This is a genomic window from Paracoccus yibinensis (assembly GCF_030846195.1).
Classification (GTDB): Bacteria; Pseudomonadota; Alphaproteobacteria; order Rhodobacterales; family Rhodobacteraceae; genus Paracoccus; species Paracoccus yibinensis.
Genome location: NZ_JAVCWH010000017.1, coordinates 26,328 through 47,593 on the forward strand (window position 1 = coordinate 26,328; position 21,266 = coordinate 47,593).

Genomic DNA, 21,266 nt, shown 5'->3' on the forward strand with positions numbered 1-21,266 from the left:
CTTTCGCACGCGAAATGCCTTTCGCGTGCGAAACCATCATCGGCTTTCCAACCAGGTGACCAGATCTGCAATTATCGCCTCCGTTATGCCTCTTCCGCTCAAGGTAATTCTACCAGCTCGTCCTCGGAGGCGGATTTCCTGCCCCATATCTTGGTCAATGTCATCGGCGTCCTGCCGGACGGTTCCCCCCCTTTTGCTCAGCGCGCGCTCTAGAACCGCGCGCTCCTCACGGGCTGTTTCCACTCCGTCCAGATCCGCTGCGATCCGGCACGTCAGCTTCGGGTCGGCTTCGATCGCCTTGACCAGGGCCAGTCCCAGCTTTTCCGGGATTGCTTCGGGGAAGCGCAGTACATGGCCCAAGACCTGGTGCAGAGCTACGAAAGACAGGATCTTCGATCGCTTTGGAGCGGGTGCATGCTGGAATAGTATCCGCACCGCCGCTGCCGGACTGTCAAAGATCCCCAACCGTGCGGCCTCGTAAGCCAGCCTGCCACGTTCATAGAAAGACAGGTCAGCGCGAATTTCGTTTTCCTCGACCATGGCCAGATAGGCTTCGGGCGCGGCGTCGAAGGGGCGCAACAGAGCCTTAACGGTGGCAAACCGGCTGTCCCCGGTTTCATCATTCAGGGCTATCAGGGCTGCCAGACGGCGGGCACCCGATATCAGGCCGTAATTCCCTTCCGCCAAGGCCACCACCTCGATCGGCATCTGTTGACCTCGGTCGCGGATGCTGGTTTTCAGGGATGCCATATCTTCGGGATCCATATGCATGCGATCGCGCTGAAGATGAGTCGCCTTGATCGATGCCAGCGGCAGATCCAGAACCATTCGCCCGCTGTCCCGCGCCTGGCGCAGTTCGGCCGCCAGATCCTCCAACGCCGCCTGCGCCGCAGCCTCGGCGGCGATGCGTGCCACCGGGGGAACCGGCACAGGGACAGGGTTCGTTTCCGCATCGCCCACCATGCCAAGGGCGGTCAGTCGCTTGCGCTTGGCCATCAGCCTTTTCCTTCCATTTTCGCATGCGAAACCTTGCCTGCCAGTTCTTCGCGGCGCCAGATGCCTAGCAGAAGAGACTTGAAGGCTGCATAGGTGCGGTCGAAAGTCTCACGGCCCCGTGCATAGGTCTCGCGGTTGAAGTCACGGTAATCAGCCTCATAGATGCCGTGGACCTGTTCGCCCGCTTGGCCGATCAGCGCGGTGAAGTCCTGACGGTGCGGTGACAGCGAGGAACCCAGATAGGACTGGATCAGCCCGGCCAGTTCCGCCTGCTGGCTTGCATCATAGCGCGTCAGCACGGCCCTCACCGCGTCCCATTCGAAATGCAGCTCCTCGCGGCCTAGGGCGCGGGCAGCGGTGTTCTCGCTATCCTCGATGCTGGCAAAGGTGGAATGGAGCATATCGAAGAACCGCCCGGTGGAATCAAACTCCAGGAAGGAGGCCCCGAAGGGCACCAGCAGGATATCGGCCGCTGCAAGGCCGTTGATGGTCAGGTATCCAAGGGCCGGAGGAGTATCCAAGAAGATCAGGTCATAGCGCTCAAGGATGTCGTCTGCGGCCAGCGTCTCGGTCAGCGCGTCCCACAGTTTCCAGCCGCGCGAGGCCATGCGCCAGACGGGGATCTGGAATTCGGCCCAATAGAGGTTCAGCTGCGCCCCGATCAGGTCGATGTTGGGCCAATGGGTTGGGCGGATCAGGTCGCCCGCCTTGATCTTCAAGGCGTCCGACAGACTGTCGTCAAGCGCCACAGGCGGATCGCCGCGGTCGATGCGGCGCTGATTGTCGGCGCGCAACGTCTCAGCGTAGTGGCGGGCAAGCAGGGGAAAAACCGTCTGCCATTCATCCTCGGCTTGGGCACCGAAGATCGACGACAGCGACCCCTGGCTGTCCAGGTCGATCATCAGCACCTTGTATCCGTCGAGCGCGGCCGACATGGCTAGATGCGCACAGGTTGAGGTCTTGCCCACCCCTCCCTTGAAGTTCGCCACCGCCACGATCTTGGCGGGCAGACCCTTGGGGCGATAGGGAAGGTATTCCTTGGACTTCGACCCTTCGGCCCCGAAATGGGCGCGCAGGCGCTGCACCTCATCCAGTGTGAACCATTTGGCGCCCCCCTCGGTTTCTGACCGGCCTTGAGGCAGGTCGGGGTTCTGGCGCAGGACACGGCGGAAATGCTGTGGGGCAACCGGGATCAGATAGCGCGTAATCTCCCAGGTGGAAAACAGTCGCAGCTTGCGGGCGCCACTCTCCTCAAGACCCCGTCCCACCAGATCCTGACGCCCTTTCCGGTAACTGGCAGCTATCCTGGCCAGATCCTCGGTGTCTGTTGGATTGCCCAGCATCGACAAGGCCCGGTCAGGCGAGATGTTGAAATACGGGGGAGTATCTTGGCTGCTCATTACAGATCCGCCTCATGTGACGTTTTTCAGGAATCATACCTTTAAAGGCGGCACATGCACCAATTTTGAGAACCTTTCTGTCTTTTTCTGGGCAGATTTTGCGTTTCCTTGGCCTTCATGTGGCATTTTCATCAGCCCAACCTTGTTAGAGTCTAGTTAGTATTAAGTTACGCAGGCAACACCCCCCAACGGATGTTAGATATGCAATTGAAATCTAACGATCTTTCCTTTCATCCACGATATCATGTTGAATCCGATCCCACGATAGGGCGACTCTGATCCCACGTCGCACTGACTCTGATCCCCCGAAACAATCTTTTCCCTATGCTGCGCCTCGCTGGACGGGCGGCTTGTGGATAACTAGGATGGTGTCAATGAAACGACGAAGCCTGCCTGACCCGTCCAGAGGCCTCGTGTGCGGGTCGCAGCAGAGAAGGCGAGGGCATGGCCGGATCAGCCCGTATGGCGCAACTACTCGAGACAGGCCTTGTGCAGGATTTCTTTGTTTGCGATTTCTTTGCCGCCGTGCCCAAGCATGACTTGGCCTCAATGGAGCATCCGATCTTCTCGCTCTCCACGCGGCCTGATCGCCGGGTTGTCAGCTATGACCACAATGGTGCCACGCTGACCGTGACGCCCAGCGTCAAGGGCCGCGCGACCATCTTCGACGCCGATATCCTGATCTTCTGCATCAGTCAGCTGATGGCCGCGCTGAACCAGGGACGGGCCGTGTCGCGTAAGCTGTCGCTGACCGCTCATGACCTGCTGCAGGCCACTCACCGCGAAACCTCAGGCGATGGCTACAAGCGGCTGCGCGATGCCTTCGAGCGGCTGGCGGGCACCCGCATCACCACCAACATCGTGACAGGCGACAAGGAAATCACCCAAGGCTTCGGTCTGATCGAAAGTTGGGAAATCGTCCGCAAGACCCGTGCCGGCCGGATGATCGCGGTAACCATCACCCTGTCAGAATGGCTTTTCAACGCCGTTTTGTCGCGATCCGTGCTGACGCTGAGCCGGGACTATTTTCGCATGCGAAAGCCTCTTGAGCGGCGGATCTACGAACTTGCGCGTAAGCATTGCGGGCGCCAGGCCGAATGGACGGTTTCGGTTGTCACCTTGGCCAAGAAGACTGGATCAACCAGTCCCCTTCGCGTCTTTCGCGCAATGCTGCGCGAGATGATCCGTGAAAACCGCCTGCCCGATTACGTCTTGTCCGAGGATGGGGGCGACATTCTGCGTGTCACCCCCCGCGCGGCGGTGACCGAGCCGGGCGAGGGTCCGCATTTGCGACCCGAGACCTTGGACCAAGCTCGCACCCTGGTTCCCGGTGCAGATATCCATGCTCTGGCCGCCGAATGGCGCAATTGGTGGGCCACGACTGGCAAGCCCCGGTTGCGCAGTCCAGACCGGGCATTTGTTGGATGGATCAAAACCCGGTCTTGAATACTGGACCGGGTGGTGGTGCGATCTCCTTTTTAGTGGCTTCCGGCTTTCCTAGTTATAGGGCAATGATGCCCCAGTTCCTGTCCTGATCGTGTTTGCCCATGCCATCTTCTGTCGCCGTCATTATCATCAATTACGGTACCGCCGATCTGGCTATCGCAGCGGTGGAAAGCGTGCTGGGACGCAGCCATAACGGTCATTTGGTCGAGATCCATCTGCTGGACAATGCCTCGCCCAGTGGGGACGGGGCAGTTCTTGCCGAGGCCCATGCCCAGCGCCGCTGGGGAGAGCGGGTCACCCTGTGGCTCGAGGCGGAAAACCACGGTTTCGGCCGGGGCAACAATATCGTTCTGCATGCCTTGACTAAAAGACCTGCCCCCCCCGATTATGTTTTCCTGCTGAATCCTGATGCACAGCTTGAGAACGAGGCGATCGCCATTCTGGCCGACCGCTTGGATGGCGCGCGTCAGGCTGCTGCAGCAGGCGCGGGGATCGCATTGCCCTCGGGTCTGCCCGTCACAGCTGCCTTTCGTTTCCCTTCACCATGGAGCGAGTTTGTTCAGGCCTTAAACTTTGGTCCCGTTAGCCGGCTCTTCCGCGACCGGCTGGTACCCTTGCCCATGGATCATCCCGACGGGCCGGTCGATTGGGTTTCAGGTGCCGCAGTGATGATGCGCCTGGAGGTGGTACGGGAGATGGGCGGCTTCGATCCCGATTTCTTCCTGTATTATGAAGAAGTCGAGTTGATGTTTCGCATGCGAAAACAGGGCCACTGGATTTTTTATGTCCCAGCAGCTCGCGTTCAACATGTCGAAGGCGCGGCAACGGATGTCAAAAGCGGCCATCCTGTTCGCAAGCGCAAGCCTGCTTATTGGTATCATTCCTGGCGCCTGTATTACCTCAAGACGCGCGGCCGCCGGGGTGCCATTGCGGCAGCCCTGGCCTGGATGGCGGGGGTGGTGCTGAACGCGCCCTTGGCCATGCTACGCGGACATCAAAGAATTGCACCAAAGGAGTTCTTTGGTGATTTTACCTGCCTGGTTATGCGGCCGCTTTTGCTTGATTCCCCCCGCCAAACTCGATCGCGTCCACGTTGAAGCCGTAAAACACTAGAAAGCTGATCCGATTGCGGTTGCGCATCCTGCTCTAGACCGCTTAACAGACCAATGATTGACAGCCCTGTGCAAGTTTCGGGATTTGAGGAATGCGCATTACCTTTGCCTTGCCAGAGCTTTCGAACCTAGCTGGCGGGCTGCGTGTTGTAGCACAATATACGCGCCATCTTCTTGACCAAGGTCACAGCGTCAGCTTTGCTGTGCGCCGCCCACGGTATACGCCCAGTCGAAAGCGGCAAATTCTCAACATAATGGGTTTGGGACGGCCGACGCCGCCGCTTGAAGCCGAACGCGGGCATTTTGCGGGAATTGATGTTCCGGTGATCCACCTGGACGAGTCCAGATGGGTAAGATCCCAGGATATTCCCGATGCCGACGCGATCATCTCGACCTGGTGGACGACGGCTGAATGGGCTAATCGCCTGCCCCCTTCCAAGGGCCGCCATATCCACTTCATCCAGGATTACGAAGATTTCTATCCAGAATTCAGCAAACGTGTCCGGGCTGTCTATCGTCAAAGGAACCATAAGATTGTCGTAGCACCTTGGCTGCACAAAAAGATTTTATCGGAATTTGGTCATGACAGCCGTGTAGTCATGAACGGGGTCGATATGGGTCATTTTGGCGCGCCAAAACGGGATCGGCGTGAACTCCCAACAGTCGGGTTCATGTATGCTCGGCACCCACGCAAGAATTGCGGCATGGCCCTTCAGATCATCCGGCTGCTTCGCAATGCACGGCCCGACTTGCATTTCAGGGCGTTTGGCGTGGATGAACTGCCTGCCCACAGCCCGGATTGCATTTCCTTTGAACGAAATCCGACCCAGGACCGCATTGCGCAAATCTATCGGTCTTGCGATCTGTGGCTGTTTGTGTCGCGGAGCGAAGGATTTGGTCTTCCGCTTCTGGAAGCCATGGCCAGCCGAACACCGGTCGTCGCCACGCCTGCCGGGGCGGCACCCGACTTGATCGACGGGGGCAACGGGGTGATAGCGTCATTCGACGCCGAGGCATTCGCCCAATCTGCCTTGGATTTCCTGAGCCGTACGCCCGAAGCTTGGAAGGCGGCTTCCGAGGCAGCCTTCCAGACCGCGCAAGGTCGGGATCTGCCGCAAGCCGCTCAGAATTTCGAAGCCGCCGTTCTAGCCTGCCTGCAACAGGACCGTCCGCTGTCCCAAGCGGGGTAATTAAGGGTCAGTGTCTGTCCAAGATCCAGCGCTGATAGCCAGGATACCATTGATCCAGATCCTTGGTTGGGATCTGCCAAACCTGGCGCCATGCGCGCATGGCGCCCAGCACCCCCTTGGCTTGCGGGAAATCCCAACGGTGCGATACGGCATCTTTGATGGTCTCGCTCAGAAGACGCCGCCACAGCATCCGCCGGTAAGGGGCAAGCCACACCTGCGGCCGATCCGCATTGCGCTTAAGAAAGACCAACATGTTCAGAAGCTGAAAGGTTGTGGCGGTCCGGCGCTTTACCCGCCCGCCCGCAACTTCGAAATGATGCAACTTGGCATCATTGGCGCGCAGTAAGAGGCCGTGGCGGCCATAGCGGTAGGACGCGTCCAGATCCTCGAGTGCGGCGTAATAGCGCAGCGACCGGTCCAGCGGTTCAGCCAGAGCGATGTCGCGTCTTATGCTCAGGCCATGGCCTGACATGAAGGTCATCGGGGTAACATCAAGATGGGCGAAATCCTGCGGTATCGTTAGGTTCCGTTCCCCTTCGTATTTCAGAAACAGCGTATGCATGTCCTGGAACAGGATGTGGCTGCTGATCCAGCGCCCCAGGCGGTATTCCCTAACCCGATCCCGCAGTCCCCTAACCTTTTCCTGGTTATCTGCTTTGCGCGCCAGTTCCGCCGTGGCTTGGGTATCAGGTATGGCAGGCACGTTCACACCATTGACGCCCGCCAGAACGCCCCGTGTATCGGCGGCATAGACCGCCAGCAGCCGCTCCACATAATCGGGATAAAGAAAGCTGTCATCGTCGATCATTACCACGATGTCACCGATTGCCTGTTCAACCCCTTGATTGCGCTGTGTGGCCGATGACGGTGTGACCGCCTGCAGGTAATCCAGCCGGATTTCTGGGTGCTTCGCTGCCAAGGCCTGAACGGCATCCCGCGTGACCTGCCAATCATCCGAGGAATCCACGATCACAGCCTGGATCGGTGGAACGGTTTGCCGAAAGGCCAAGGGCAGGGTGCGCAACAGGACATCGCGGCGGTTATAGGTGGGAACGACAAGGGACCAGGTGGGCATAGGCAGGTAAACTCTTGATGCGGCAGCTTCTGGACTATGGCCCTGATGGGCCATCCTGTTCCAGCCTTCAAGGGCAGGAACAGATGAAAATAAACTTCGCCGCGCGGCCATGGCCACTGGCCGCGTTTTCCGCTTAGATGCCGGCAAGCCGGTTTACATGAGTTATTCTTATCCTATGCCTTCCCCTCGCATCGCTTATCTGACCGGTGAATATCCCGCTGTTTCCCACACCTTCATCCTGCGCGAGGTAGCGGCGCTGCGGGCGCAGGGTCTGGACATCCTGACCTGTTCGGTCCGCCGCCCCCGGCCGGGCCAACTTCGCGGTCCCGCCGAACGGGCCGAGGGAGAAGCGACCTTCAACTTGCTGGATCATGCAAAACAGCCGCGCCGCCTGATCGGCGCCCAGATCGCAGCGCTGAAGACCCCCAGGCTTTACGGGCGCACCCTGCGCAAGGCTTGGTCGATGCGTGGGCCGGGGCTGCGGGCAGGCCTTTATCAACTGTTCTACTTTTTGGAAGCGACGGTGCTGGCGCAGCATCTAAAGGTCCAGGGCGTTACCCATCTGCACAACCATTTCGCGCAGGCCAGCGGCACCGTGGCCTTGCTGGCCGCGCGGCTGGCGGACATTCCCTTCAGCTTTACCCTGCACGGTCCCGCCGATTTCGCCGATCCCAAGCTGTGGCGGCTGGATGCCAAGATCCACGAGGCGATCTTCGTGGCCTGCATTTCCCATTACTGCCGGTCGCAGGGCATGCTGGCCAGTCTGGTCGAAGACTGGTCCAAGCTGCGCATTGTCCATTGCGGGGTTGAGCCCGCCCAGTATGACGCGCCACCGGCATCGGGCCGGGGGCTGCTCTTCGTGGGCCGGTTGGACGTGGAAAAGGGCGTGCCGGTACTGGTGGAGGCGATGCCCCAGATCCTAGAAGCCCATCCCGATGCTCATCTGACGCTGATCGGCGACGGGCCGGAGCGGCCCATGCTGGAGGACCAGGTGCGGCGGCTGAACCTGTCAGGGGTCATCCGCTTTGCGGGCTATCAAAGTCAGGACGAGGTAGCAGATGCCTTAGCTCGGTCCGCGGTTTTCGTGCTGCCTTCATTCGCCGAGGGCGTCCCGGTGGTCCTGATGGAGGCGATGGCCGCGCGCCGTCCCGTAGTCGCCACCCGCATCGCGGGCATCCCCGAACTGATCGAGGATGGCGTATCGGGCCGGATCGTGCCGCCGGGCGACGCAACGGCCCTGGCAACCACCGTCTGCGACATTCTAGCCGTGCCTGACCGCGCGGCGGCAATGGGCGAGGCCGGGCGACGAAAGGTCGAAGCCGAGTTCAATATCACGCAAGAGGCAGAAAAGCTGGCTGCATTGTTTCAGGAGGGGATTCCCGCATGAGCCTGCCCACCAAGATCGCTGTCCTGATCCCGGAATTTCCAGGCCAGACCCATTCCTTCTTCTGGAGGGAAATCGAGGCGTTGAAATCCGGCCATGGCATTTTGTCGCAGATCATCTCGACCCGACTGGCACCAAAACCAGTCTTTCACGACTGGGTGGAAGAAGCCGCTGCAATCCAGCTTTACCCGCTGCCCAAGGCGGAACTGGCGCGTCTGATGCCGGATCTGGCCTTGGCCCTGCCGCGCCTTGCCGCCGACTCCGACATCCGCCGAATCCTGCATCGACCGAAGACCTGGGCCTTTGTCATAATGGCACTGCAGTTGGCACGGATCTGCAAGGCGCAGGGGCTGTCGCATCTGCATGTCCATTCCTGTGCAAATTTCGCCCTGATTGCCGCCCTGTGCCACCGGATATCCGGCATTCCCTACAGCCTTGTCCTGCATGGCCCGTTCAAGGACTATGGTCCCGACCAGCCGGTCAAATGGAAGGAGGCAGCCTTTGTTTTTGTGATTACGGAAACCCTGCGGGCCGAGGTGGCCCAGCTCATGCCGAACATGCTGGACAAGGTCCGAGTTGTGCCAATGGGCGTGAATACCGACCTGTTCCGCCCCCCTGCGGTGCCGCGTCCCGACAACCCCGATCCCTTTACGTGGTTTTCTTGCGGCAGGCTAAACCGCGTCAAGGGTTATGATATCCTGATCGAAGCCGCCTCGATCCTGCATCAAAGATATAAGGAACAGGATTTTCGAATCCGCATCGCCGGAGAAGACGATCATGGCGGCACGGGATACAGGCGCGAGGTTGAGGCAGCGCTTGCAAGATCCGATGTCTCTGACCGGATCGTACTGCTTGGTTCGATCGACCAAACGCTTTTGCGGCAGGAACTGGAAACAGCAGATGCTTTCGTCCTGCCAAGCCGGAATGAGGCCTTGGGCGTCGCCTATATGGAGGCTATGGCCTGCGAACTGTCAGTTATCGGCACCGATGCAGGTGGGGTCAAGGAATTGATAAACCATGAAAGCAATGGGCTTCTGGTGCCGCCGGAAGATGCCCGGTCCCTGGCCGACGCTATGGAACGGACGATGCGGGATCCGGGCTTGCGCCGGTCCCTAGGGATTGCCGCGCGAGAACGGGTCCTGGCGGATTTCAGTTCCCGCCGCAGCGCGGATGCGCTTGCCGCGGCCCTGAAAGGGAACAGGCCATGACGAGCCGCCCCCGCGTTCTTGTCATCGCCGAGGCCGCCAATCCTGAATGGGTTTCGGTCCCCCTGGTCGGCTGGTCGCTGGCCTCGGCGCTGCGGCAGATGGCCGATGTCCATATCGTGACACAGATCCGCAACCGCGACGCCATCGTACGGGCCGGTCTGGTCGAAGGGCGGGATTTCACCGCCCTTGACAGCGAAGCCATCGCCCGGCCCCTGCACCGGCTGTCCAACATCCTGCGGATGGGCGAGGGCAAGGGCTGGACCATGATCACCGCCATCAACACGCTATCCTATCCTTATTTCGAACGGCTGGCATGGCAGCGTTTCGGCAGGCCGATCCAAGCCGGGGAATATGATCTGGTTCATCGGGTGACGCCCTTGTCGCCCACCATCGTCTCACCCATGGCAACCAAGGTCGCAGCCGCCGGCGTGCCTTTCGTCCTGGGTCCGCTGAACGGCGGAGTGCCTTGGCCGAGGGGCTTCGATGCCCAGCGGCGGCAGGAACGGGAGTGGCTGTCCTATCTGCGCAGCGCCTATAAGCTGAACCCGCTGCGTGGACGCAGCCTGGCTGCCGCCGCCGTCATCCTGGCCGGATCCCGCCATACCGAAAGCGAAATCCCGCCGGCCCATCAGTCTAAGACCATCTGGCTGCCGGAAAACGCCATTGACCCGGAGCGCTTCAATCAGGTCGCCCCGCAGGATCTGTCCGGCCCGCTGCGCGCCTGCTTTATCGGCCGTCTTGTGCCTTACAAGGGACCGGACATTCTGCTTGAAGCCATTGCCCCCCTAGCCCGCGCAGGCCGGCTGGTGCTGGACATGATCGGCGATGGGCCGATGATGGGCGACCTACAGGCCCAGGCCCGGCAACTGGAGATCGGCCATGCTGTGACCTTTCATGGCAACCTGCCGCACCAGGCAGTGCAGGACGTGGCAGTCTGCGCCAACCTGCTGACCTTTCCGTCTATCCGCGAATTCGGCGGTGGCGTGGTGCTGGAAGCGATGGCCCTAGGCGTGGTGCCGGTGGTCGTCGATTATGCTGGTCCGGGCGAACTGGTCGAGGATGCGACCGGCTTCAAGATCCCGCTTGGCCCTCGCCCGCATATCGTGGCGGAATTGCGCAAAACCCTGGAAAGCGTGCTGGCTGATCCTTCGGTCCTGCCGCCCTTGGGCCGTGCCGCGCGGGCTAGGGTGCTGCGAGACTTCACCTGGGACGCCAAAGCCGGCCAAATCGCCCGGGTTTATGACTGGATCCTGCAGGGCAAGCCGGGGACCGCCCCGGCTTTGCTGCAAGGATGACGGGCCGCGTCCTGGGCGGCCTTGCGCCGCAGAGGTGAATCAGCCCTCTGGCATGAACTTTGGCAGGGGCGCGATGACCTCGCGAGTCATCTCCAGAAGCCGAGCTTCGGCCGATTCCTCGGCTTCCTCGGAGCCCATCTGGGTGGTCAGGCGCACAATGCCGCCATCGGTCTGGCCTGAACGGATGCCGTCAGCCAGCAAATAGAACTTGGCGGCGACATCCCAGGCCACGCGGCGTTCGCCCTGCTGGAACCAGTAATAAACCATCATCCGGGCTTCCCCTTTCTGGATAATCGCCCGGTTCAGCATGAATTGGCTGTCCACCCCCAGGCGGGGGGCGATGTCCACGCGCTCCAGCTTGGCGATTTCCCAACCGGACGAGGGCAGACAGATCTCGGGCGAGTGGATGCCGCCCTTTGACTGATCATGGTAAAAGGCCATGAACAGCCCCACCACGGGCGTGGCGGCGTCGCGCATCATCGTGACCTGGCGGTAATCGTCCGCGCCAAGGGCCTTGGCGATGTCGGGGGTCAGCCGCTCCTCAGGGCCGCGCTGGCGCCAAGCGCCAAGCTCCGTGGGAAACATGGCGAAGGCGCTGCGCTGGACCAGCTGGCCGCGATCCTGCGGCACCAGTTGCCAGGCGGCAAGCGCCGCAAACCCCAGCACCACCACCGCGACCATCGCGCCCGAGGGTCGGATTAGCCGGAGCCGCCCGGCCTGCGACAGCAGGTTCGACGTGTCCAGATCCAAGGCATCGGCCAGCGACGGCCGGCCGGGATGCAATAGCAGCATCAGTCGCGCCAGGGCGAACAGCAGCACGATGCAGATGATGAAGATCACCCAACCTTCGAAGAAATGGGTGAACCCCTCCAGCCATTCGATACCGTAGACATTGGCGATGATCCCGGCCACGGCGATGCGGACCGAGTTCATGAAGACGGTGATCGGCACCGCAGCCAGCAGTAGCACCGCCTTGTGCCATTTGGGCCCGCGATAAAGCACAGCAAAGATATAGGAGAAGGACATGATCGGGAACAAATAGCGCAGGCCCGAACAAGCCTCGGCCACATGCAGGCGCATTACGCCCAGGTCGATGATGTTGCCTTCCAGGAAAACTGGCACCGACAACAGCTTCAGGATGCCAACCCCGATTTCTGACGACACCATCTGCAGCCAGATCGACACCTTGTAATACAGCGTCGCGGGCAGCGGCAGCATATAGACCAGGTGCAGGACCGAGGGCCAGAAATGCCAGCCCCGCGACCATCCCATTGTCACCAGGATGATCCCGCCCACCCAGATGATCGTGGCATAGGCCACGATGTCGTCCACCTGCGCCAGCTTGCCCAGAGCGCCGAATGTGAAGGCCAAGGCGATCACGGCGACCCCGGGCCAGCGATCCCGCACCGGGCCGTCTTGGGGAGGATATTGTTTCAGTTCGCGCAGGAACATCAGCGCCGAAAGCACCGGGATCAGCGGTCCATGGCTGTATTCAGGCGTCTGCCAGGCCAGCAGCAGAGCATCCAAGCCATCGATAAAGAACCACCCTGCGGCAACCGTCGCCAAGGCCAGCAGAAAGATCCCTGCGGTGCTGAACGACATCTGGTCACGGGCAACTGTAATATTTTCGCTGGAAGCCATGAACTAAAATACCTTCTAAGACCGCTGGACAAGGAAACCGGCTGACTTTCCCATCGCGCGACCTTAGCCGTTTCTTGCCGGGAATACATGTTATCCATGCAGACAAGTTGGTCAATTTTTTGCTGTTTCACAGGACTGAGCCATGCAGGGCAAAAGCCTGCCCCTAGGTAGAAAACTCATTCAGGTCCAAGCAATCACGATGGAAACTAGTGCCAGACTGGCCAGGTAGTTACGGGCAAGGCAGTCGTATCGGGTCGCGATACGGCGCCAGTTCTTGAGCCTTCCCCACATCCGCTCGATGACGTTGCGCCGCTTGTATGCTCTCCGATCGAACGGAAAGGGAAAGGTGCGCGTGGCCAGGGAGGGGATCACCGCTCTGATGCGCCGACGCTTGAGCCAGCGACGCAGGCTCAAGGCATCGTAAGCCTTGTCGGCAATCAGCCTTTTGGGACGGGAAAGTTCCTCCAGAAGCGGAATAGCCATGTGAATGTCCGGGATGTTTCCGGGGGTTCAGGGCAAAGGCGACCCCTCGGCCTTGAGCATCGGCCAGTGCATGGACCTTGCTGGTCGCCCCGCCGCGCGAGATCCCGACCGCTTGCGGCCAAGCCCCCCTTTTGTGCTCTGAGCCGACCGGTGGGCTTTCACGTGGGTGCTGTCGAGACAGAGTTCCTCCGGCACTGGCCCCGCAGCTGCAAGGCGCTCGAACATGCGTTGCCAGATCCCTCGATATGACCAGCGGGTGAAACGGTTGTAAATGGTGGTGGGTGGCCCATAGGCAGCCGGCACATCCCGCCAGCGGCAGCCGGTCTTGAGCACATGCAGAATGCCAGAGATCACCCGACGGTCGTCCACCCTGGGCTTCCCCGGCAACCCCTGCGGAAGATGCGGCTCGATGGCCGCCCAAGCTTTGTCCGAAAGCCAGAACAGATGCGCCATAACACGCTCACCCCTGCCGAACCCAATCGGAAGGAAGATTATCACAGAATTACAAAGATCCGTATGAGTTTTCTACCTAACCTTTGGTCACATTGGATCGCGCAGGTCCGACCCGTCTTGCGATTCGCAGCAGGACAGGCCAGAACAACCGGCAATTACAAGGATCGCTTGCAATGGTAGCGGGATCGCGCGCCTATCTTCTGATTTCCCCTTGCCGCAACGAAGCGGATTTTATGCGCCGCACGCTGAACAGTGTTCTTGCGCAAAGCGTGCAGCCCGCGAAATGGGTAATCATCGATGACGGCTCCACTGACGATACGTCAGCGATCTTAGCCGATTATGCGGCGCGCCACGATTTCATCCAGGTAGTGACCAAGCCCGACCGAGGCCACCGTGCCGTAGGACCGGGCGTGATCGAGGCTTTCTATCACGGCCTAGACCAAGTCGATGCCGCAGCCTATTCCTATCTGTGCAAGCTGGACCTGGATCTGGATCTACCGCCCCGCTATTTTGAAATCCTGATGATGCGAATGGAGGAAAACCCTCGCATCGGCACCTGTTCGGGCAAGCCCTGGTTCAGGACTGCATCAGGCCGCTGGGTGTCGGAAAAATGCGGCGACGAGATGTCGGTTGGCATGACAAAATTCTATCGCCGCGAATGTTTCGAGGCAATCGGCGGCTTCGTGCGCGAGGTAATGTGGGACGCCATCGACTGCCACAAGGCCCGGCAGCTTGGCTGGATCGCAGTGAGCTGGAACGACGACGATCTGCGCTTCGAACATCTGCGCCTCATGGGCTCGTCGCAGAAAAGCGTCTTCATCGGACGCAGGCGGCACGGTTTCGGCCAGTACTACATGGGATCGGATCCTCTATATTTCATCGCCACCGGCCTCTACCGGATGGCGCATCCCCCTTATGTCTTGGGCGGGCTTGCCACAATCCAAGGCTTCCTGGGCGCCTGGCTGCGCCGCGAAGTCCGGCACCAAGACACCGAGCTGCGCGCCTTCATCCGCGCCTATCAGCGCCGGGCGCTGAAGGTGGGCAAAGTCCGCGCAGTGGCTGAGATCGAGGCCGAGCGGGCAGCGGCATGGGTGTCCCGATTTTCGTGAAGGCCTGATCCGATCCTTTTACCGATAGCTTAGCCGGCGTCGCTTTCTGTCGTCGGCAGGCCTTCATGCAAAGATGGCAGGGCTGATTGGTGTTTGTGCAAGGCCAATTTTAACATGACCCCCCTGCTCCGGTGCAGCTACGAAAGCCCATCAAGTCCAGTCGGTCGACGCAGGCCGCAAAATCGGCTTTCTTGAAACCGCAGCGGACAGCCATAGCACCCGACGCCAACTGTCGACGAGATCGCCATTGGAGGCATATCGTGAAGATCAATTTCAACTTTGCGTCTAACAGCAAGATGACTCTGAAGGCCGATGGCCATATCGAAACCGTCGGCCTGTGGGAGCGTGCCCACAAGCTGTTCGAAGGCCGTACAGGCCGTATCATGGATACGCCCATGTTGAACCCATCATTAAGCAAAGCAGCCGCGCATCCCAATGGCAAGACGACGCTGGACCTGGTGAATGAGGCTAGCCCGGCAGAGGTTTCGGGTACGCTTACCAAAGACCGCAAGACCCTGGTTCGCACCTCTGCCTTCGCCCAAAAGCGCGACCATCCGTCCGGGGTGCATTACTGGCTGCCCCTAGATGACAACAACCGTTTCATCTGCGAGCCGGGGCAGCGGCATCGGAAATGGTACCTGTCCAAGTCCCCAACTGCGTTGACCAAGGCAAAGATCGCGGGGAATGCAGGTGTCTTGGAGAGCGCCGTAACTGCTGAATGGCTGCTAGCACGCCCCCAATATGGCGGGACACCCCAGACGGCAATTCATGCTGATTTGTATTCGCTCATCAAGCCTTTATTTGCGGCATCAGGGGCGCAGGCGCGCTCGGATCATTGGTTCCTTGAATGTGGCTACGACTATGCCGACCTGTCTTGGGCGGGGATGTCGGGTGAAGACGAACTGCACCCAATGTTGATTACCCAATGGGGAACAGGCGCAAAGCCGATCATCAAGCTGTCCAGCAATAGCCTTACCGTGACCTATGCCGTCATTGACGGCGTGGCAACAACACGCGAGGGCTTCAGCACATGGTATGGATATTCCATCATCTGTTCGCATATGTCATTTGGGAGAGAGGTTGATGCGCAGCGTGTGCAGACAATCACTTATTATGAGAATGACATTCTGTGTTCTTGGAGGGATGCACCTCACCCTACCCAAGGCATAAACGCTGATGGTAAGTGGGAACCCCAAAGGGGGAACCACATTCAGGGCATCTTCTCTGCTGATACGGAAGAACTTGCGATCATCAATAACCAGATCGACCATACTGGCTGGGGAGAGGGTTATGACTTCAATGGTGATGCGACTAAGCCACAGCCGCCGTTCATGTTCAGCCATTGCCTGTATCTGTCAGCATCGACCTACGACACCACTGTTCGGGGCAACTTATTGTCTCGCGCAGCCGCGCAGGGGATCGGCAAAGTTGGGGGCATTCATTTGGAAGCCAACCTCCTTGTGGACAACAATTTCCAGATACAGACCCAATCCACAGAACAGCATCAGTTCACCAACGTCATGGACAACGTGGCCTTCTCGGCTGGTTGGAAGAAAGTGGCTTATTCTGGTGGCGGATATAACTGGGGCATGACCGCTCATGGCCCCCTTTCAGGCATGTCTGGGAACATCCTTGCTCACCAAGCCAACCCTGATGATCCTGTTGAAATGGCGGCCAAGCCTCTAAAGAAAAACTGGGACTATGGGGTCAGCCTCTCTGATGGCAGGACCATCGAAGATACGCAGTCGTGGAAATGGAGTTTGACTGTTCCCGCCCGCAACGTCGAGGGTATTGCCTCTCGGGTTTTGGATGAGACAACAATCCAGCGGTTCACCGGGATGAAGATGGGCAAGACCTTTGCTACCATTGTGGAGATGGTGGAGCACGTTAAAGGTCTGCCCAGCAAAGGGGCCTTCGTCGACGAGGCTGTCCGCTGGACCAAGAGCCGCTTCGGCACACCCATCCCGCAACGCAGCACCCCTGCTAATCTGGTCTTCTATCCTGACCTCAACTTTGACGGCTTCCGCTGGGACAACCGCCGCAACTGGTCCACGAAAGATTTACCCGGCTGCCACATTTCTGACAGCGTTGATCTGTCGGGCAGCTTCGTCCGTTTCGGCCTGACGAATACCAGCATTGCCGCCCTGAAAAGCAGCGGCGGAACCTTGGACATAACATCAGGCAAACTGGAGGTCGGCGCCCTGACCGATGCCGCCAATTTGGTTGTCCGCAAATCAGGTCAGGCGTGGATTGGGGCAGCGGATCATCCGCTGGCCATCGAGGCGTCCAGCGGGCGCTTGGCCCTGTCAGGCGCGGTGGCGGATCTAGACCTTTTCGCGGGCGGGCAGGCCCAGACATTGCTGGGACCGGAATGCACCGTCCTAACAGGCAAATCTTTGGTCATCAGCGGTCAGCAGGCGCGCGTTGGTTGGGATGGCACCGGCACTGCCGCCCTGACCCTTGGCGGGAAGCTGGAGTTCCGGCGTGGCGTTTGCGTGCAGATCAACACCGGTAATAAACCGCAACTCATCCGCTATGCCTACAAGCACATCGGGAAACAGGTCATAGGCAGTATCAGTGGTGCTACAGGCAGAGTGGGGGCTGTCGAGCGGAGAATTGGCAGCGGGTTTATCTTCAATGTCTGGCTTTACGATGTGGTCGGGATGCCTGTTGTCGGAGACGTGCTCGCAATTTCGCTGGCTCTGAAAAAGGACGGGTCTGAGATCCCTAATTTTATCACTGTTGCATCGATTATTGACCAAAGCGTTGCCCCGCTGCAACGTTTTCGATCGGGGGCCATTGGTAACGGGCTAACTGAGCCAACCGTGGCTGCGACGATCACCCTGACGCCGAGCGCGCAAATCGTCGTGTCTGAGGGCCTACCGTCGCAAGACCTGACCGGACCAGGGGTTACTGTCGTCAACAGCGGCGCCACGCTGCCCGCAGGGGTGAGCATCACGGGCGGCAAGCTGGTCTATACGGCCTAAACTAGGTATTGGCGTTTCGCATGACTGGGAGTGCGCCGATAAACTCGCTCCCATTTCAACCGCCCACCAAGCATAACCATGCAGGCTTAGAGCGTATTCCTGGCTTTGAGATTTAGCATTCCCAGCCTGCCGATGATGTGATTCCCTTCTGCTAAGGCAGATGGAGATGTCAGATGGGCAAGCCACATCCAGTAGTCCGGCCTGAACAATTCGTAGTGCGCTGATTTCACTTGCGGAAGCTGCGGTTTTGTTCGCTTTGAATTACAGGGTTTCGTATGCTTTGGCCAGAAACCTTGCAATTTCTGGTCGCCGATGAAGCCTCATTCCCGCGCCCCTGAACAGGATGACCTGCTCCGCCCACGACTGGTCGATATGATCGATGCGCGCCACGAGTTGGTGAAGCTTGCGGCGCTGATCGACTGGGAGTTTTTTGAACGGGAATGGGCGACCTTCTTTCCCTCGCATCAGGGTCGACCCGCGACATCGCCACGCCTGGTCGCAGGGCTCATGTATCTCCAGCACGCCTTCAAGCTCTCTGACAAGGCAGTCGTCGTCCGGTGGGTCGAGAACCCGTATTACCAACACTTCACCGGCGAGACGTTCTTCCAGCACCGTCCTCCAATCGATCCCTCGTCGCTGGTGCGCTGGCGCAAGCGGATCGGCGAGGAAGGAGTAGAGTGGCTGCTGACCAAGACCATCGAGGCAGGCCGAGCCGCGGGCGCTGTCACCGACAAGAGCCTGAAGCGGGTGGCTGTCGACACAACCGTGATGGAAAAGACCATCGCCCATCCGACCGATGCGCGGCTTTACGAGCGCGCCCGCGCCTTGCTGGCGGGCTTGGCGAAAGAGGCCGGGGTCGAGTTGCGCCAGAGCTACGCGCGGCTTGCCCCGCGACTGGCCCTCCAGGTCGGGCGGTATGCCCATGCCTGGCAGTTCAAGCGCATGCGCAAGGCCTTGCGCCAGTTCAAGGGCTATGTTGGCCGGGTGCGCCGGGATCTCCGCCGCCACCTGCAGGACATCTCCGAAGGTCCGCTGCGCCAAAAAGTGCTGGAGGCGCTCTGGTTGGTCGGTCGCCTGCTTGAGCAAACGCCGAAGAGCAAGAACAAGATCTACTCCCTGCACGAGCCGGAGGTCGACTGCATCTCCAAGGGCAAGGCGCGGGTCCGATACGAATTCGGCACCAAGGTCAGCCTCGCCACCACTCTCGATGGGGGCTTTGTGGTTGGTGCGCGGAGCTTTCCTGGCAACCCATACGACGGCCACACCCTGGCGTCAGCACTGGAGCAAGTCGCCATCCTGACTGACCAGGTGCCGGCTCTGGCTGTGGTCGACCGTGGCTTTCGCGGCCACGGCGTGGAGACCATCAAGGTCCTGATCAGCGGCACGAGACGCGGCATCACCCCGTTATGGGCACGGCTCCTCAAGCGACGAAGCGCCATCGAGCCTGAGATCGGGCACATGAAGAGCGATGGTCGCCTGGCCAGATCTCCGCTGAAGGGCCGCATCGGCGACGCGGTCTTCGCCGTCCTCTGCGCCTGCGGTCACAATATCCGAAAGATCCTAGCCCATCTCAGGACTCTTTGGACCCTATTGCTTCACCTGATTGCGGCGATCATCTGGGGCGAAAGGACCCTTCACAGGGAAGTATTAGCCGCCTGACACGGTTGTTCAGAGCCGACCCAGTAGAACTTTGTAGCCGGGTCATTGGCTACGTGGACGAAGGTCACGGACACCGTCAGGCTGCTCGGCATTTTCGGGTGTCGCCGAAGTTCGTCAATGATCTGGTGAAGCTGCGGCGCGAGACGCGCCTTCGGTAATTGATGGCGCAATGAACGCCGAGATGTTTGATCTCTATACCAAAGCCAAGTTGGTCCGACACTCCGTTCTGGCGACGTTGTCATTCTGGACAATCTCTCCAGCCACAAGAGCTCTGCCGCAGCGGAGGCCCTGCACGACAGGGGCGCTTGGTTCCTGACCCGGACCGCCATACAGCCCCGACCTCAACCCGATCGAGATGGCTTTCTCCAAACTCAGGCGCTGATCAGAAAAGCCACCGTCCGCACCTATAATCAGCTTTGGGCGGCAGTTAGCCAGGTCTGCGATTTCTTCTCCGACGAGGAGTGCTACAACTACTTCAAAGCCGCAGGATATGAGGCCGATTAGGTGCAACGGGCTCTAGTACTACAGTTGCATTTCATGCGGGTTTTCTTCGATGAGCCTTCGCCGCTTGGGCCTGATGCCATCGGCGCCAGAATGACCATGCCAGGATGAATGCGGTTGGAGGAGCGCGACTGAGGATGAGGCGCGCCACCAAGCGCAGAACTTCAGGTGTGGTGAGGTATGTCGGCGTCGTGTAAAGCTCGGCGCGAACAAAGGTCATGCGGCACCGAGATGGAGCGCCGGACTCGTTTTGTTCGGTTTTCCCCAACCGTCACGACGTTGCTCTGCCGTCAGTCTGGCGAGAAACGCTGCTCCGGCCATCACCAGGCTCATATGCCGGTGCCAGCCGTGCCAGGAGCGGGCCTCACAATGATCGAGCCCCAGATCGTCCTTGGCGCGCAGAAAGCATTCCTCGATCGTCCAACGCAGACCCGCAGCTGCGGCAAGCTCGGCAAGCGGAGTCTCGGCCGGAGCAAAGGCAAAGTAATAGGCCACCGCCTGTGGATCATGGCGGCTTCTGCGCGCCAGCATCCAGCGGTCGAACCCGTTCTCCCGCGCCGTTCCCAGCGGCAGGCGAGCCCAGTCGTAAAGACGCGGACCCTTCGCGCCTTCCCCTGCCGCGCAGCGCTGCCACATGTTCGTGTCAAGCGCTGCGAAGAGCGTCGCCGGATCGGTCTGGATGAGCATTTCGTCTTGGAAGAAGCGCACCATATGGGTGGAGCGCACGGCCAAGACATAAGACTGCTTGCGCATTTCCAGCATACGCCGGAACTGGCGATCCGATCCATAAACGGCATCGGCCAGGACAAAGCGGCAAGGAATGCCTTCATCGAGAAGGCTGGCGATCATCTCGCGCGCCATCAGCGGCTTGGTGGCGAACTCCACATCTTCGGGAACGTGGACCTTGCTCCGACGTGCCGCATCATCAGCCCAGACCCTGGGCAAATACAGGCGCCGATCAACAAGCGCATGGCCAAAGCGGCTGGCATAAGCGGCAAAGACACCGATCTGACAGTTTTCAATCCGTCCGGCCGTCCCCGAATACTGGCGCGCCACGCCGGCAGATGCAGTCCCCTTCTTCAGGAAGCCGGTCTCATCCACCACCAGCACCCCGTCCGGATCGCCAAGCGCCTTGATCGCATAGCATCTCACCAGACGGCAAAGCTCATCGGCCGACCAGGATGACCGCCCCAGAAGCGATTGGATGCGGTAAGGACGCTCGAAGCCCGCCTCTTCCGCCAGCATCCAGCCGGTCTTGCGTTCGGCTCCCGACAGCACGCCGTCAATGAAGGCGTTAGCCGATTGCTGCTGCTCGCGTCGCCCAAAG

16 protein-coding genes are annotated in these 21,266 nt (G+C 59.9%); 9 read left to right on the forward strand and 7 right to left on the reverse strand.

Features of this window, described 5'->3' with window-relative positions; translation table 11 throughout:
- Window positions 1–36: 36 nt before the first annotated feature.
- Together RAH32_RS18720 and RAH32_RS18725 are read right to left on the reverse strand one after the other, a co-directional pair.
- Window positions 37–996, reverse strand: coding sequence for a ParB/RepB/Spo0J family partition protein (locus RAH32_RS18720; RefSeq protein WP_306609949.1), 960 nt, complete (start codon window positions 994–996; stop codon window positions 37–39).
- A complete protein-coding gene (locus RAH32_RS18725) occupies window positions 996–2,396 on the reverse strand; it encodes an AAA family ATPase (protein ID WP_306609950.1) in 1,401 nt (466 codons plus the stop codon). Before RAH32_RS18725 ends, RAH32_RS18720 begins: the two co-directional genes overlap by 1 nt.
- A gap of 444 nt (window positions 2,397–2,840) precedes the next feature.
- Here RAH32_RS18725 and RAH32_RS18730 point away from each other — a divergent pair, with 444 nt between their 5' ends.
- The 3 genes from RAH32_RS18730 (at window position 2,841) to RAH32_RS18740 (ending at window position 6,144) form a co-directional block, all read left to right on the forward strand.
- On the forward strand, window positions 2,841–3,842 hold the full coding sequence (locus tag RAH32_RS18730) for a replication initiator protein A (RefSeq protein WP_306609951.1): 1,002 nt from the start codon (window positions 2,841–2,843) through the stop codon (window positions 3,840–3,842).
- A 101-nt stretch (window positions 3,843–3,943) separates the two neighbouring features.
- Window positions 3,944–4,939, forward strand: coding sequence for a glycosyltransferase (locus tag RAH32_RS18735; RefSeq protein WP_306609952.1), 996 nt, complete (start codon window positions 3,944–3,946; stop codon window positions 4,937–4,939).
- A gap of 107 nt (window positions 4,940–5,046) precedes the next feature.
- Window positions 5,047–6,144 carry a glycosyltransferase family 4 protein gene (locus RAH32_RS18740; RefSeq protein ID WP_306609953.1) on the forward strand — a complete coding sequence of 366 codons (1,098 nt, stop codon included), beginning with the start codon at window positions 5,047–5,049 and terminating at the stop codon, window positions 6,142–6,144.
- A gap of 7 nt (window positions 6,145–6,151) precedes the next feature.
- Here the strand turns inward: RAH32_RS18740 and RAH32_RS18745 are convergent, their stop codons facing one another.
- Window positions 6,152–7,273 carry a glycosyltransferase family 2 protein gene (locus RAH32_RS18745; RefSeq protein ID WP_306609954.1) on the reverse strand — a complete coding sequence of 374 codons (1,122 nt, stop codon included), beginning with the start codon at window positions 7,271–7,273 and terminating at the stop codon, window positions 6,152–6,154.
- Between the two features lie 121 nt (window positions 7,274–7,394).
- On the opposite strand from RAH32_RS18745, the gene RAH32_RS18750 reads away from it, so the two are divergent.
- From RAH32_RS18750 to RAH32_RS18760, 3 genes are read left to right on the forward strand one after another with little or no spacing between them, the layout of a single operon-like run.
- On the forward strand, window positions 7,395–8,606 hold the full coding sequence (locus RAH32_RS18750) for a glycosyltransferase (protein ID WP_425589734.1): 1,212 nt from the start codon (window positions 7,395–7,397) through the stop codon (window positions 8,604–8,606).
- Window positions 8,603–9,811, forward strand: a complete 1,209-nt coding sequence (gene epsE, locus RAH32_RS18755; RefSeq protein WP_306609956.1) for an exopolysaccharide biosynthesis GT4 family glycosyltransferase EpsE — start codon at window positions 8,603–8,605, stop codon at window positions 9,809–9,811. The genes RAH32_RS18750 and epsE overlap by 4 nt, the downstream gene beginning before the upstream one ends.
- Window positions 9,808–11,106, forward strand: a complete 1,299-nt coding sequence (locus RAH32_RS18760) for a glycosyltransferase family 4 protein (RefSeq protein WP_306609957.1) — start codon at window positions 9,808–9,810, stop codon at window positions 11,104–11,106. Before epsE ends, RAH32_RS18760 begins: the two co-directional genes overlap by 4 nt.
- A gap of 39 nt (window positions 11,107–11,145) precedes the next feature.
- Here the strand turns inward: RAH32_RS18760 and xrtD are convergent, their stop codons facing one another.
- The 3 genes from xrtD to RAH32_RS18775 all read right to left on the reverse strand — a co-directional run bounded on the left by xrtD (window position 11,146) and on the right by RAH32_RS18775 (window position 13,683).
- Window positions 11,146–12,708, reverse strand: coding sequence for a VPLPA-CTERM-specific exosortase XrtD (xrtD, locus tag RAH32_RS18765; RefSeq protein ID WP_306609958.1), 1,563 nt, complete (start codon window positions 12,706–12,708; stop codon window positions 11,146–11,148).
- A 219-nt stretch (window positions 12,709–12,927) separates the two neighbouring features.
- Window positions 12,928–13,245, reverse strand: coding sequence for a transposase (locus tag RAH32_RS18770; RefSeq protein WP_306609964.1), 318 nt, complete (start codon window positions 13,243–13,245; stop codon window positions 12,928–12,930).
- 12 nt (window positions 13,246–13,257) lie between these two features.
- On the reverse strand, window positions 13,258–13,683 hold the full coding sequence (locus tag RAH32_RS18775) for an IS5 family transposase (protein WP_306609959.1): 426 nt from the start codon (window positions 13,681–13,683) through the stop codon (window positions 13,258–13,260).
- A 173-nt stretch (window positions 13,684–13,856) separates the two neighbouring features.
- On the opposite strand from RAH32_RS18775, the gene RAH32_RS18780 reads away from it, so the two are divergent.
- The 3 genes from RAH32_RS18780 (at window position 13,857) to RAH32_RS18790 (ending at window position 19,438) form a co-directional block, all read left to right on the forward strand.
- On the forward strand, window positions 13,857–14,792 hold the full coding sequence (locus RAH32_RS18780) for a glycosyltransferase family 2 protein (protein ID WP_306609960.1): 936 nt from the start codon (window positions 13,857–13,859) through the stop codon (window positions 14,790–14,792).
- A gap of 260 nt (window positions 14,793–15,052) precedes the next feature.
- Window positions 15,053–17,779 (forward strand): hypothetical protein, encoded by a 2,727-nt coding sequence (locus tag RAH32_RS18785; protein WP_306609961.1) that lies wholly within the window; start codon window positions 15,053–15,055, stop codon window positions 17,777–17,779.
- Between the two features lie 312 nt (window positions 17,780–18,091).
- On the forward strand, window positions 18,092–19,438 hold the full coding sequence (locus tag RAH32_RS18790) for an IS5 family transposase (RefSeq protein WP_306609962.1): 1,347 nt from the start codon (window positions 18,092–18,094) through the stop codon (window positions 19,436–19,438).
- A gap of 717 nt (window positions 19,439–20,155) precedes the next feature.
- Here RAH32_RS18790 and RAH32_RS18795 read toward each other — a convergent pair.
- On the reverse strand, window positions 20,156–21,266 hold a 1,111-nt coding region (locus RAH32_RS18795), incomplete at its 5' end, for an IS701 family transposase (protein ID WP_306609963.1).

Coding starts and splice junctions, on each gene's coding strand:
- RAH32_RS18720 (WP_306609949.1), bottom strand. CDS start 996: ATGGCCAAGCGCAAGCGACTGACCGCCCTTGGCATGGTGGGCGATGCG.
- RAH32_RS18725 (WP_306609950.1), bottom strand. CDS start 2,396: ATGAGCAGCCAAGATACTCCCCCGTATTTCAACATCTCGCCTGACCGG.
- RAH32_RS18730 (WP_306609951.1), top strand. CDS start 2,841: ATGGCCGGATCAGCCCGTATGGCGCAACTACTCGAGACAGGCCTTGTG.
- RAH32_RS18735 (WP_306609952.1), top strand. CDS start 3,944: ATGCCATCTTCTGTCGCCGTCATTATCATCAATTACGGTACCGCCGAT.
- RAH32_RS18740 (WP_306609953.1), top strand. CDS start 5,047: ATGCGCATTACCTTTGCCTTGCCAGAGCTTTCGAACCTAGCTGGCGGG.
- RAH32_RS18745 (WP_306609954.1), bottom strand. CDS start 7,273: ATGGCCCATCAGGGCCATAGTCCAGAAGCTGCCGCATCAAGAGTTTAC.
- RAH32_RS18750 (WP_425589734.1), top strand. CDS start 7,395: ATGCCTTCCCCTCGCATCGCTTATCTGACCGGTGAATATCCCGCTGTT.
- epsE (WP_306609956.1), top strand. CDS start 8,603: ATGAGCCTGCCCACCAAGATCGCTGTCCTGATCCCGGAATTTCCAGGC.
- RAH32_RS18760 (WP_306609957.1), top strand. CDS start 9,808: ATGACGAGCCGCCCCCGCGTTCTTGTCATCGCCGAGGCCGCCAATCCT.
- xrtD (WP_306609958.1), bottom strand. CDS start 12,708: ATGTCGTTCAGCACCGCAGGGATCTTTCTGCTGGCCTTGGCGACGGTT.
- RAH32_RS18775 (WP_306609959.1), bottom strand. CDS start 13,683: ATGGCGCATCTGTTCTGGCTTTCGGACAAAGCTTGGGCGGCCATCGAG.
- RAH32_RS18780 (WP_306609960.1), top strand. CDS start 13,857: ATGGTAGCGGGATCGCGCGCCTATCTTCTGATTTCCCCTTGCCGCAAC.
- RAH32_RS18790 (WP_306609962.1), top strand. CDS start 18,092: ATGAAGCCTCATTCCCGCGCCCCTGAACAGGATGACCTGCTCCGCCCA.